Source organism: Allocoleopsis franciscana PCC 7113 (genome assembly GCF_000317515.1).
Lineage (GTDB): Bacteria > Cyanobacteriota > Cyanobacteriia > Cyanobacteriales > Coleofasciculaceae > Allocoleopsis > Allocoleopsis franciscana.
In genome coordinates this window covers 2,159,599-2,172,478 of sequence record NC_019738.1, presented here as the reverse complement: position 1 = coordinate 2,172,478, position 12,880 = coordinate 2,159,599, and the positions used below count along the sequence as shown (strand labels likewise).

At 45.1% G+C, this 12,880-nt stretch carries 10 protein-coding genes; all 10 read right to left on the bottom strand.

What is annotated here, in order from left to right:
• Positions 1–34: 34 nt before the first annotated feature.
• The 10 genes from MIC7113_RS09060 to MIC7113_RS09015 all read right to left on the bottom strand — a co-directional run bounded on the left by MIC7113_RS09060 (position 35) and on the right by MIC7113_RS09015 (position 12,790).
• A complete protein-coding gene (locus MIC7113_RS09060; protein ID WP_015181871.1) occupies positions 35–1,369 on the bottom strand; it encodes a flippase in 1,335 nt (444 codons plus the stop codon).
• 129 nt (positions 1,370–1,498) lie between these two features.
• On the bottom strand, positions 1,499–2,452 hold the full coding sequence (locus MIC7113_RS09055; protein ID WP_015181870.1) for a glycosyltransferase family 2 protein: 954 nt from the start codon (positions 2,450–2,452) through the stop codon (positions 1,499–1,501).
• A gap of 152 nt (positions 2,453–2,604) precedes the next feature.
• On the bottom strand, positions 2,605–3,699 hold the full coding sequence (locus tag MIC7113_RS09050) for a glycosyltransferase (RefSeq protein ID WP_015181869.1): 1,095 nt from the start codon (positions 3,697–3,699) through the stop codon (positions 2,605–2,607).
• 41 nt (positions 3,700–3,740) lie between these two features.
• Complete coding sequence (locus MIC7113_RS09045) at positions 3,741–4,772, bottom strand: methyltransferase domain-containing protein (RefSeq protein ID WP_015181868.1); 1,032 nt, start codon at positions 4,770–4,772, stop codon at positions 3,741–3,743.
• A gap of 64 nt (positions 4,773–4,836) precedes the next feature.
• A complete protein-coding gene (locus MIC7113_RS09040) occupies positions 4,837–6,159 on the bottom strand; it encodes an O-antigen ligase family protein (RefSeq protein ID WP_015181867.1) in 1,323 nt (440 codons plus the stop codon).
• A gap of 51 nt (positions 6,160–6,210) precedes the next feature.
• Positions 6,211–6,432, bottom strand: coding sequence for a hypothetical protein (locus tag MIC7113_RS09035; RefSeq protein WP_015181866.1), 222 nt, complete (start codon positions 6,430–6,432; stop codon positions 6,211–6,213).
• Positions 6,433–6,482: 50 nt separating this feature from the next.
• A complete protein-coding gene (locus MIC7113_RS09030) occupies positions 6,483–8,699 on the bottom strand; it encodes a GumC family protein (protein WP_015181865.1) in 2,217 nt (738 codons plus the stop codon).
• 69 nt (positions 8,700–8,768) lie between these two features.
• Positions 8,769–9,377 carry an IS66 family transposase gene (locus MIC7113_RS09025; protein ID WP_015181864.1) on the bottom strand — a complete coding sequence of 203 codons (609 nt, stop codon included), beginning with the start codon at positions 9,375–9,377 and terminating at the stop codon, positions 8,769–8,771.
• 315 nt (positions 9,378–9,692) lie between these two features.
• Positions 9,693–11,195, bottom strand: coding sequence for a DICT sensory domain-containing protein (locus MIC7113_RS09020; RefSeq protein WP_015181863.1), 1,503 nt, complete (start codon positions 11,193–11,195; stop codon positions 9,693–9,695).
• A 92-nt stretch (positions 11,196–11,287) separates the two neighbouring features.
• Positions 11,288–12,790 carry a UDP-N-acetylmuramoyl-L-alanyl-D-glutamate--2,6-diaminopimelate ligase gene (locus tag MIC7113_RS09015; protein WP_015181862.1) on the bottom strand — a complete coding sequence of 501 codons (1,503 nt, stop codon included), beginning with the start codon at positions 12,788–12,790 and terminating at the stop codon, positions 11,288–11,290.
• Positions 12,791–12,880: the final 90 nt, after the last annotated feature.

Below are 12,880 nucleotides of genomic sequence, written 5' to 3'. Positions count from 1 at the left end.
CTATTGAAGACTTCAAAATAACAGTTTTGAGTGGCTATCTCAGTCTTTGCAGAACATGGGCAAAGACAAACCTCAACGTTAGCGCATTAGTCATTAATTGACCCACTTTAAAAAATGGACGATATAAAAGAAAAACAACGTAATCTACTAATCCGTAGGAAATCACAGTTGCGATTGCCGCTCCTGTTTCTTGATAAATTGGAATTAACCAAAGGTTTAATATAATATTTACAATAGCCCCAGCGCTGGCAAAAACTAAGGCATACATGGTCAATCCCTCTGTAACAGTCCAAGTTATGCGAGCGATGCCTAAAAAAGAAAATAATTGTCCCCAGATATAGATCGCCAAGACCCCTCCAGAGGCGGCATAACTATCACCAAATAGAAGGACAACAATTTCTTGGGACAGAAACGTAGTGGGAATCGCAATTCCATAAGCTAAAACCGTCATAATATTGAAAACTTTCTGTAGCTTATTATAGTAAAGCTCTTCACTCACTTTCTTCGCTTCAATAATAGAAGGATTAAAGGAAGAAACAATCGCTGTCGGCACAAAGCCCCAAAGTTCTGAGAGTCGTGAGGCGACTGAATAAATGCCCACAGACTCAGAACCGATGAGTTCACCTAACATAATCTGATCGATTCGCACGTAAATCATAATCGATATGCCAGCAACGATCATAGGCCAGCTTTCTTTCAGCAACATTTTGGCTTGTAGCCAACTGAAATGCCATGCTTTAAAGTTTTCTCCCCTTAAGGTATAGGCAAGAACTAAACCTACAGCCCCTAAAGCAATTTCCAATAAACCTGTCCAGGCAAAAGCAATCAGAGGAGCTTTAATTTGGATTAAAGCTATTTTGATAACCGTGATAATGATAAAGCCTGTATTTTTAGCAACAACCGTATATTTGGAATCAACTTTAAACTGAAACCACAAATCGATGGTATCAAATGCCTGAAAAATCATGCCTGTTGCTGTGATTCCTACCAGCCAGCGAGTTAGGCTGTCCTCAGGCCGTAGCAGGTGAATGATGCCAAGGGTTAGACATAAGGTGACAATTCCGCCAATAAATTTTAGGGCGAAAGTAGTACCTAGGGTTTCATCTTTACAAGAGGGTTCACGAACAATATTACGCACCACAATTTGGTCTAATCCCAGTGTGGCAAGCGCAGTAAATAGGGAAACAAAAGCGATCGCGTAGTTGTATAAACCAAACTGCTGCGGCCCTAGATAACGGGCTACCCAAGCGCCGACGAGAAATCCTACACCCATGCGTAGGACGCGATCGGCAAACAGCCAGCCTATGTTCTTAATAATCTTACGGAGTCCAGGACTGAGCTTTTGGCTTACCGCCGTTAACTTATTCACAATGCAGCTCAATAAAGTAAGTAGACACAAAAAGAGCGAAATAGCAGACTGATGTTATCGGCGAGATTTTTACATTAAAATTGAAAAAATAAGACAAAATTAATCTAAAATCGTCGTTTAAAAATGGATTTATTGAAATTTAGTATTTTTGATGTAATTGTAAAGTGCCCTAAGATATATTTCAAATTTTTCTGGGAACGTAATAGAAGTTAGATAATTTTCGACAAATTCCTGGCATTCCATTTCAACCCCTCCTGCACGTTGATACATTCCCAAACCCGTTGCCAATAAATTATTCGTAAACTTAGAAAATTCTGGGAATTTAGTTCGCATCCAATAGGCTGTTAAGACGATAATTCTAGCTTGTACTTTTTGACGGTCTGGTCTTTGGGCATAAGCATTGGAACCATGTACCCGATAAAGCGCTAATTCTTGATTTAAGATTATGCCTTTACTCAGTCCGATGGACGTGAATTCTAAATACCCATCATTCAGACCAATTCTTTTCGCTTCAGGCATGGGAAGAATCTGTTGTAGAAGCGATCGCGTAAAGCAAAGACCGGTGGTAGAGGGCAGATTGTCTAATTTATCCTTGAGTTTGCCTTCTTTGATGTGCGCTCTCAAATCGTACTTGTGAATTAGACTTTCATGGCTGTTTTTATGAATTGATGCATCTTCCTGGCTGTTTTTATTAATAGAGGTTTTGCCATCGGCATCCACCCACTTAAGGGAATGGAAACACCAACCCGCATCTTGGTGATCGCCAAATGCCTTCACGATTTCTGCCGCCTTTTCCGGCACAAAGGCATCATCAGCATCTAAAAAGCAAATAATATCCCCTCGACTCGCCGCAAAGCCAGCATTGAAAGCCGAAGCTTGTCCCCCATTTTCTTTAAAAACAGGGATAATCTTATCCCCATAATTTTTAATAATTTCCTTGGAGTTATCCGTAGAACCATCATCCACCACAATTACCTCAATGTGGGGATAGGTTTGATTGAGCGCGCTATCAATCGCCTCCGGCAGGAAACGCTCGTAATTGTAGTTATTAATGGCGATGCTAACGACAGGTTTATCCTTCATGTTTTACCCCCTATAGGCATTTAATATCATTACAAGTGTTAGGCGAATAGTCTTAATTGATCAAGGCTTTGTGTAAGGTGATCGCACCACCCAAAAATGTTATCCAAATTTAACAGTGAATCACTTGGTTTCTAGCCTTAGTTTGGGTTATATTAACCGACCTGCAATACCCGCCCATATTGGGCAACCGCTTTATCAAGCGAGAAATCAGCCGCTCGGCGTTGTAGCACTTCAGGGTTAGGAGGCTCCTCCAAGCTACTCAAAATTGCCTCTGCAATAGCGTTAATGTCGCCCACCGGCACTAACTTGCCGTACTGCCCGTTTGACAAAATCTCTGCCGGCCCACTCTTGCAGTCGGTAGAAACCACCTTGGTTCCCCCTGCTATCGCCTCAATCAGTACCGTGGGCAACCCTTCAAATAAGGAGGATAGGACGAATACTGCCGATGAAGCCATGTAAGCATAGGGATTTGTCACAAACCCAGGTAAAGCTACATCTTTTTCTATCCCTAGCTCTTGCACTAAAGCCTCAATCTCTGAGCGTTCTTGCCCTTCACCCAAAATCATCAGCCTAGCCGGACGATGCTGTCGCACTTGAGCAAAGGCTCGAATTAGCGTGGGAAAGTCTTTCTGCTTTGCCAATCGTCCCACACCCAAAATCACTGGAGGTGAACCAGGCTCAAACCAAGGATGGTCAATGGGTTCAGCAACTTTTTCAAAAACCTCTGGGGTTACGACTGGGTTGTAAATCACGCGAATCCGTTCTGAGGATAAGCCCAAACGCATCAAATCCTCCGCCGACCCTTGGGATACCGTAACAATAGCATCTGCCCAAGGATAGAATAGTCGTGCCAAGTACGGTGCAAATCGTCGCTTCAACTGGGCTGAATTTTGGGACTCTTGCGAGACGGTGTTGTGTACACTTATGACCACACGGGTCGATACACCCGCAAGCCTCCGACTCCAGAGGGCTACTAAGTTAATATCCTGCATCGCCGAAAGCAAAGCAACAGGTTTGTTCTGTTGCAGGTAGCGTACCAAAGCGGGGATGCTAGATATCAGGCGTTTACCGTTCAGATTCACAATTCGCACCCCTGGCGGTACCAGGGACAAAAATTCACCTTCCTCCCTGACTAAAACTAAATCTACGCTTAAACCTTGCTCAACAAAACCACGAGCTAAGTTAAGGATGACTCTCTCGACCCCACCTCCACGGAGATAGGTGAGAAAAATAGCGAGTTTAGGCATTTTTTAGGCTGAATAAACGTCTGTCACGAAAATTAAAGTCTCTATTGTATGCCTCGATAAAGCTTTATCAGTTCTCGATCGCCCAGAACGCGATCGCTTTTGGTACCGATAAAATAATATCCAGATGCCGCATCAAAGGTTCCCGGCTTATCAATCAAGAAATAATCGAAATATTTTAACCAAAAAGAAGTTAATCGAGTAAAAGCTTTGACAATATTTTTGGCGGCTGATGATTTGACAAAGCTTAAAAGAAAGTACTGATAAGACCAAGCTAATGCCATTCCCGGCCCACAGGTTGGACCACTCGAAACTTCTTCAAATTTCCGAAATAAGCGACGATGCCCTAAGTGAGTAAAGCGAGTGAAATCATATCTCCCCATGTGGACTTGTTGCATAAACGGAGTCTCGGCATAAACCACGCCATTTTCTTTCAGGACTCGATGAATTTCTTCTACACATCGATTGGGGTCTAAAACGTGTTCAAGTACCGCTTGAGCGATTACACCATCAAACGAATTATCCTCAAAGGGGATATCGTGGGCATCACAGATCAGGGCTGTACAAGGCCCAAAAGAAACATCACTGCTAACGAGCTCCACAGAGGGATTGGACAATATCTCTTCCATGCCATCCCCCACAATACCCCCACCGAGTACCAAAATCTTAGGTCTTTCATTCTGCTTCTTCACCAGCTCTAAAAACTTGTTGTAATTCCGCTTTCCCTTCATGTTTGCATTAATATCGGGTAGGCGATTCGTTAAGAATTTTTTGAGTTTAGACTGAGACTGAAAAGTGAAGGTAGTATCTTTTTGACTCAAAAAGTCACTGAAAGAGAAGATACTGGAAGATTCATTAATTAAAACTGGGATGCCATCAACGATTGGAAACTGCATTTTACAGGAAGGGTTGGTGCAGTCAATTTGCTCCTGATTCAATATCACTTGCGACCTGCAAACTGGACAGCTAAGCATTTGATGCATACTGGTCGGAAGTTTTGCTTGGATATTCATAGACCTATTCTCTGCCAGGGATTTGGATAGTAAATCAGTTAAGCCGACAGATTGGTTGAGCATAATAAGTAGGGATATTAGAGAGAAAGGTAAAAGATGTGAGAATTAAATGAATAGCGAAGCCTTTCTAGGTCTGTCCGACTAAATTTTTCTTTTCTCTGATTTCGCTTTCTTCCCGAAGCTTCACCCACTTTCCACGTTTTAAAGAGAGACTTATTGCTACAAATAATACCCAGAAGATAGAGTTTTGCTCTACAGTTGTAGTCTCGGTATAGTTAAACATCAGTAAGAATGTTACGTATATTATTGGCCATAGCTCTGCGGATGTTTGATCTGAACGCACGCATCTTATTGCTCGGATGTAGGTGAAAAGCATACTCAGCGAGTAACAAAACAACCCTAAGAAGCCAAGCTCGATCGCTATGTTTAAAAACCCATTGTGAGCTTGGTAGACTAGGTAGTGAACGGCACGAAAAACATAGACTGATTCCCCTCTCTCCTCCCAAAACCCGTGATACCCATAACCTAACCACGGGCGATGCCATAATCGTTCAATTACAGCATCCCAGATATGAGTCCGACCGCTGAGGGTAGGGTCTTTCCCGTAACTAAACAGTAAGTCATTCCAATTGGTGCCAGCCCATAAAGCTATACCTCCAGCCACGGTGATCATAGTAATAAAGAAGGGAATAGCCAGGGAGTCGCTCAACCGCAAAGCCCTGTAAAAAGGCAAGAGAATCACAAGGGTTAGAAAGACGATTAAACCGGTTCCTGAATCTGAAAGCAGAAGCAGAGCAACAGAAAGACCACAGCCAACCCACATCAGGTAACGATACCTGCCACTGTTGAAAGCCGCCAGTAAGCAAACTAGCGACGATACGACCATAAGGCGACCAAAGTGGTTTTTGTGTATCAACGGTCCCCGCCAAGAGCCTGAATGAGTTCCTTGCTCTATGCCAGCCCCCCGAAATGCTAGGGTGTACAGTAAGCTGAACACTGTGGCGATAAGCAATGCCCACGCTATTATCCGTAGTTGCTCTTTCAAGGTAAAGCGCGAAGCCAAGTATAGTCCAAACAAGGTTGTATATAAAGTTTTTATACCGGCTTTTTGTGAGAGTTCGGGGAAATCAGACCAAATAAAAGAGAACACGATAAGTCCTACCAAACCCCATAGGAATGGGTCTCTCAGCGCAGGAAGAACAACACTTTTTAATCGCGCAAGCAGCAGGAAGATAGTAGCCGCATAAATTCCCAACTGCATCAGCGATGCAGCAGTGTCGAACCTGGAAGAGACATAAAAACCATATCCTCCGATGCCCTCCGACACATTGTAATAGCTTGAACAAGTCAAGACTCCCGAAAAAACGAGTACGCCAAAAACCGCGAATCTCTCTTCGGCAAGGTGTAAGAGTGGGCTAACTAATTTACGTGGTGGTAAAGGCTCTAGCATTAATCTGGAGTCTCTCTAGTAGTGCAACAGAGAAAAGATAATTTTTACAAATTAGATTTTTTGACAAACAAATTCCGGTTCTTCTGATTCACGGTGTTCTAGTTGCAGACGCTCTCGGTTTCCCTGCAAGCGGGCTAGGGTAGCGATAGAAATTTGACAAGTCGCAATCTTCCCGAAACTGAGAATCTTGCCCACAAAGCTAATGATCACCCCTAGCCCCTGACGGAGTAAAAGGTAGGTTCCTCCACCCAGGACATGAGTCTTTAGGCTCATACCTGTCCTCTGACGTAAGTAATAATACGGGGATCACCTTTCAGATCAACTTAAGAGCGGTCAGAAATTTTTTCCCTCTGAGCTGTCGTGACCTCTTTTGAGGTGGTGAAGTCCTCTTGGTAGTAGGACTTAGCATGGTGGAAGTAACTATCAGGTTCGTTTCCAACTCTTACACCATTGATGACTAGACCTAAAACTTTCTGTCCTGATTGCACCAAAAATTGTTTAGCAGCGGTAGCGCTGACTCGGTCGAGAATACCTGGTCGAGCTACCAATAAAACACCATCCGTCATTTTGCTCAAACTTAGGGCATCAGCCGCTAAGATCAGAGGAGGCGTATCAAGAATTACAAAATCATAGGTCCCAGAAAACTCCTCAATTAATGAGTTCATTCGCTTGGAGTCAAGCAGAGCCAAAGGATTGGGAGGTATGACTCCCGATGGCAGGACATCTAACTTATCCATCACTTCTCTCACCGCGATGCCAAATTCAGACCGATTCACGATGACATCGCTCAATCCTACCGCATTCGCTAAGTGCCATATATGATGCTGCATCGGATGATGCAAATCCGCATCAATCAACAAGACCCGGTGACCCAATTGAGCCATAGCTACAGCCAAATTAGCAGAGACCGTAGACTTGCCCTCTTTGGAAACCGAACTGGTCACTACAACGACTTTCAGCTCTTTATCGGGGCTAAGAAATTTTAAGTTAGCCTGTAGCATCCGGTACGCTTGAGAACTCACCGCCTGAGGAGCGTCTCTAACGGGAAGTGGCGGCACAAACTCGTCTTGTTTTCTGGTATGAAAGAACCCTTTTTTCTTTGAATTAGGAATCATTCCTAGCCAGGTATACCCATATAACTCCCGTACATCTTTTGCTGTTTTGATCGATGGATCTCTTAGGTCTAGAAGGAAAGCAACGACTACGTAAAACATGGTGCCCCCCACAAGTCCTGCACCTAGGAGTAGCTTTTTCTTCGGACCAACAGGCTTGTCTGCCACGCTGGCATAGGCCAGTACGCTGGCGTTACCTACATTTTGATTTTCCGCAATCCGTACTTCTTGGAGATTTTTTAAGAGAGCTTGATAGGAAGCTTGAGCGGCATCCACTTGCCGCTGTAAATCCCGCTGACCCTGTTGCAATCGGGGTATGACATTCACCCGTTGTTTGTAGGCCGATCGAGCCTGATACAGGTAAGTGACTTGATTCGCCAAATCTTGGCGTTCCACCTCGGCATTCACTAGGTCTGCGATCAGTTTTTGTTTTTGCTCCCCCATCTGCAAATTCGTGCCGGGAACTTGCTGTCCACTGCCAAGAACCTGCCTGATCCGATCCTGTAGTAGTGCCTTTTTAGCGTCTAAATCGAGCTTCAGGTTAACGATGTTGGGGTTTTGGTCTCGGAATCGGCTTTGCTCAGCAGCCAGCTTGTTTTCTAGCTTGTGGACTTCTTCGAGCGCTTCCTGAACCCCAGGAGACTGAGTAAGGGAGTTCAGAGCCATAGCTTGCCGTGAATTGAGACCTGTCTTCCTTTGGAGTTCTTCGACCCGAGCCGTTACACCTTCAAGCTCAGTTCGAGTTTGGTCTAATTTCTTGTCTAGCTCCGCAATTACCTCCACAGCCGTAGTGGCTTCTTCTTCTAGTGCGACTATGTTGTTTTTTTCTCTAAAGATACGCAGATTCGCTTCTGCTTGACGCACAGTACTCTCACTAGCGGGTAGCTGTTGGGTGATAAATTGGCGAGCTGCAACGGCCTCCGCTCGATTACTAAGTATATTGTTCCGCTTATAAAGATCGATGAGTGTGTTGACGATCTGTGCCGCTTCCTGTGGAGACTTGCTTTTAAAAGAAATCTCCAATATATCGGTTCCTTTGATACCTTTTACTGTGAGTTGTTTGAGGAAGTCCTCAGGTTTTAGAGGCTTCCCCTCTTTGTCTTTTAGTTTTAAGGTATCTATGGTTTTTTGGATCAGGGGGATGGAACGAATTACCTCCGCTTCTGTATCCAGAGGCGTATTCATGAAATTTAAGGATTCCAACTGTCCTATTTTTGCTGATGCCTCTGTTACTAAGCCAGATGTTGGATTTGTCTTCTTAATCAGAAGCCTTCCTAGTGCTGAATAGGTTGGCTTTTTCAAGAACGCCAAGCTGGTTGCGAGCACAACAATCACCGCAAAGGCCGTCGTACCGGGTAGCCAATGTCGTCTTAAAATAAGCCAGTACTTTTGAAAATCTATATCTTCGACGTAATGTTTAGATTCCATAGAAAACTCCTGTAATAGGCTAGTAAGGATTCAGGTACCGAGTTGAGCTAAGGGGGAGAGTAGAGACTTCTACCCTGCCTTAGTGATCGAGACTTCGTGGAAAAACGACCGCACCCACCTTCCCTGTAGCCGACTGGTCTGTACTACGCTCAGCAAGTCTGCTGTTTGAGCAAATTGATTCATTGAACGCGATCCCCTGTGCGCCTGCTGCTTAGTAACGGCTAGACACAATGAGAAACAAGGCGCTAAGCGGCACGCCTCAGGCTTTGCCACGTTATTGACCGAAGGAACTTCCGGATATTCAAAGAAATACCACCACTGCTGGATTTTGTCGTGCCGGGAACGCAGTAATCTGCCTGTTTCATCTCCCGCTTGCGCTGTCCACCTCTGTAGGCTAGGCTTGAGACGGAAATTAAATCCGTTTGTCCACACTCGGTAGGCTGCTTCATTACTTAAGCGCCACTGAAGATTCTGGGCAACAGCTTTATCAATCAAGTCCCAGAACACTTGTCCACGCTCAGAATTGTTGCCGTGGCCCAAGTTCATTACTTGCTTAATGTGACGCCGCACATGTAGCAGACATTTCTGTTGAGCATTGACTGGGTAGCCTTTGTAGGCTCTGAACTCATCACTGCTGACAATAGCGTCAAACTTAAACCGTAACTGAAGACACTTCATAGTAGATGCTTTGAAGCTGCTGTTGTAACAAACGTCTGAGGCTGAGAAATCTCCTTACCTTAGAAGTACTTTTTTGGGGTTAAGCTTGCACAAGTAAATATAAATCTACCTGCACATAACCACTTATAGAAGTTACACAATAAGGATGAAGCATTCATAAGTAAATCAAAATCACCTGAATTTTACGGAAGCTCCATCAATTTTTCTACTTTTTTCATAAAAACTTCACACGGAGAATATGTTTTTATGCGTAAAATTATATATCATCTATCTAAAGAAATAAAAATAAGCTCGTATTGATTCTGAAATAACTGTCTACTTCCGTCCTTGGCACAAAGGGGCAGTAGAAGAGGCAACAAGTAGCATTACTTTGAAACTAGAACCTTCACCTACCTGACTCGTAACCGAAATCGAACCCCCACAGCGTAGTAATAATTGCTGCACAATGGTTAAACCTAGACCCGCACCTGTGTTTTGGGTAATGGTTGAGCGTCCTCGGTAAAAAATGTCGAAAATGATGGGTATTTCATGGGCGGCAATGCCAATACCTGTATCTTCAAAGACTAACTGGATATATTCACCCTGAAGCGTTGCTTGCACTTTCACTTGACCGCCAGCCGGAGTAAACTTTAGACTGTTGTGCAAAAGATTAATCAGGATTTGTCGAAGCCAAGTTTCCAAACAGGAGACAGAGGGAAGACCAGAGGGAATTGTATAGCCAAGTTGGATACCTTTTTCTTGTGCGATCGCCTGATAAGTGCTAACCACGCCGGGAAGTATGTCTGCCAGTTGTACAGACGGCATTACAGGGGGCTGGGGTTCGCTCTCTAGTTGGGCTAACTCTAGAAAACCAGTCATCAGAGAATTTTGGCGATCGCACTCTGTATTCAGTAACTGTATGTAGCGTTTACGCTGAATTGGCTTGAGTTGCGCTGCATCCAACAGCTTCAGCGCCGTTTTCATACTCGTCAATGGTGTGCGTAATTCCTGAACTACTCGCTTTAGAAGCTCATCTTTGTCACGTAAGCCATCATCCGGTGGTGGTGCCGTAGTTGGGGTAGTGTCTAAAATCGGTGTTAGCTCTGTTGTAGCGTTACGGTTAACGGCATCGCCTAGGCTTAAATCGCTAGGGATAGACGGGTGGAGAATTGCCTCCGTCTGCTGTAGTTGCTTGACTAAAAGCTGGGTGAGTATTTCCTTTTCTTGAGAAGCGCTACCTTGGGGAAAGCGAGTTTTCCAGAACTCTAGAACCTCTTCAGAAATAGCATCATCCACCGCGATCGCTTCTTTTATCCCCTCGAAGGCTTGCTGAATGACTTGGCGTTCCAGGGTAAAAATCGTTGACAACGGTTGAGTTTGAGGCAATTGCGTTGGCATTGAGGATTCCCATGGCTCAATCGGCTGAGCCACCAGTAAACCACTAAACGGCTCAGAGAGAATCAATAAAAAGTATTCTCGTTCTAGCTGGCTGCCCCCTGTTAGTTGTATCGGGAAAAATTGGCTCTCTGGTTTGACATTAGCAAGCTGAACAACACCATCCTTAGTCTCTAATAAATCCTCCTTTCGACCGTTGCACAGATAAATCTTGTGTGCCATAAAAGCTTGCTGTTGGTAACGCTTAAGTTCGCTTAACCAGCCGACTCTTGGTGGTAATTTGACCCAAAGTGTTGCCGATATTTTCCCCTCAATCAGGACATCGATTAATGCCCCTACCAGCGATTTGAGCGTGTCACAACTGACTCTAAAAGACTGAGAAATTCCTAGTGCTTCTAGAGCCAGTTGATAGAGAGACAAACCTTGAGACGAGGGTAGGGTCATTGCGGTTAATCACCAGTCATTCGCCATCAGTCATCATCGCTTGTCTCATGAGGATTTTTAAACTCAAACGTCACGAATCATTCTATTTTAGACTAGGCTAATCGCTCAGCAAGTGCCTCTCGTGCCTGTTCTCGGTCATCAAAGTGAATTTTTTCAGTACCGAGAATTTGATAATCTTCGTGACCTTTCCCTGCAATTAAAACACCGTCTCCCGGCTGAGCTTGTAAGATAGCAGTCCGAATGGCGGTGGCGCGGTCGCCTTGTACAATGGGCGTCACGGATGACGGAATTCCTTCGAGGATGTCTTGTAAAATTCGCTCTGGGTCTTCCGTGCGGGGATTATCAGAAGTCACGACCGCCACATCAGCGAGTTCGGCGGCAATTTTACCCATTTTGGGACGCTTTGTGCGGTCGCGATCGCCCCCACACCCAAACACACAGATCATCTTGCCCTGAATAAAGGGTCGCGATGCCTTGAGCAAATTCTCCAAACTATCGGGCGTATGAGCATAATCTACAATCACACTCACGTCCTGTTCTGGCTTGATTTGCACCCGCTCCATCCGTCCAGGAACGCCCATAAATTGCGGGAGCGCCTCCACCACCGTCTCTAACTTCAAACCCACCTGTAAAACAGCTCCTACCGCCGCCAGCCAATTAGATAAATTGTACTGACCCACCAAAGGCGAACGGAAAGGAGCCTCACCCGCAGGCGTATGCAGTATCCCACTCACCCCAGTCGATTCATAGTTCAGGTCACTCGTCCACAAGTCAGCCGAGGGGTCATGCACACTGTAAGACCAGACCTGTTCTGGCTGCAATTGTTCTACCAATCGCTTGCCATAGGGGTCATCAATATTAATAATCGCCCGTCCTTTGAGATAATTGGCATTAAACAAAAGCGCTTTGGCGGCAAAGTAATCTTCCATATCGCGGTGGAAGTCCAAATGGTCTTGGGTTAGATTGGTAAACACTCCGACCTCAAACGAGCAACCAAGCACTCGGCCTTGAGCTAAGGCATGGGAACTGACTTCCATCACACCCAACTGGCATCCTGCCTCCAAGGCTGACTTGAGCTGTTGTTGCAGTTCCACCGGAAACGGGGTTGTATGAACGGCTGTTTGTTGGAAACCAGGCCAACGGGTATAAAGGGTACCTAGAAGTGCTGTAGGTTGCTGAGCATGAGTGAGGAGAAATTCAATGAGATGGGTGGTTGTGGTTTTACCGTTGGTACCCGTCACACCAATCAGCTTGAGTTGCTGTCCTGGATATCCATAGAAAGCGGCAGCGGCTTCGGCACAGGCGATGGTCATATCCGTCGCAGAAATCACACAAGCACTTGCCCCTAAAGCTTCTGGAGAAGGGCTTTTTTCAGCGGCTTGGGTAGAAATTAGGGCAGCGATCGCACCGGATGCGATCGCACTTTGCCAAAACTCTCCTCCATCAACCCGTGTTCCTGGCATCCCAATAAATAAATCCCCTGCCTTACAGGCATGGGAATTGGTCGAGAGTCCCTTCACCTCAGCCTCCAGTGCTGGGTGGTCAGGCATTTGCACAATGTTAGGAATCGTAGCTAATAGTTGGCGTAATTTCATCTCAATTGTTGCTCCTCACAAAGAACGGGCATGGGGCATGGGGAATCAGTCCCCTTGGATTAAGCTTGTGCAGTTTTCTCCGGTTCCCCT

Excerpts from the sequence above, each read along its gene's own strand:
- MIC7113_RS09055 (WP_015181870.1), bottom strand. The coding sequence starts at position 2,452 with ATGAAGGATAAACCTGTCGTTAGCATCGCCATTAATAACTACAATTAC.
- MIC7113_RS09050 (WP_015181869.1), bottom strand. The coding sequence starts at position 3,699 with ATGCCTAAACTCGCTATTTTTCTCACCTATCTCCGTGGAGGTGGGGTC.
- MIC7113_RS09045 (WP_015181868.1), bottom strand. The coding sequence starts at position 4,772 with ATGCTCAACCAATCTGTCGGCTTAACTGATTTACTATCCAAATCCCTG.
- MIC7113_RS09040 (WP_015181867.1), bottom strand. The coding sequence starts at position 6,159 with ATGCTAGAGCCTTTACCACCACGTAAATTAGTTAGCCCACTCTTACAC.
- MIC7113_RS09035 (WP_015181866.1), bottom strand. The coding sequence starts at position 6,432 with ATGAGCCTAAAGACTCATGTCCTGGGTGGAGGAACCTACCTTTTACTC.
- MIC7113_RS09030 (WP_015181865.1), bottom strand. The coding sequence starts at position 8,699 with ATGGAATCTAAACATTACGTCGAAGATATAGATTTTCAAAAGTACTGG.
- MIC7113_RS09025 (WP_015181864.1), bottom strand. The coding sequence starts at position 9,377 with ATGAAGTGTCTTCAGTTACGGTTTAAGTTTGACGCTATTGTCAGCAGT.
- MIC7113_RS09020 (WP_015181863.1), bottom strand. The coding sequence starts at position 11,195 with ATGACCCTACCCTCGTCTCAAGGTTTGTCTCTCTATCAACTGGCTCTA.
- MIC7113_RS09015 (WP_015181862.1), bottom strand. The coding sequence starts at position 12,790 with ATGAAATTACGCCAACTATTAGCTACGATTCCTAACATTGTGCAAATG.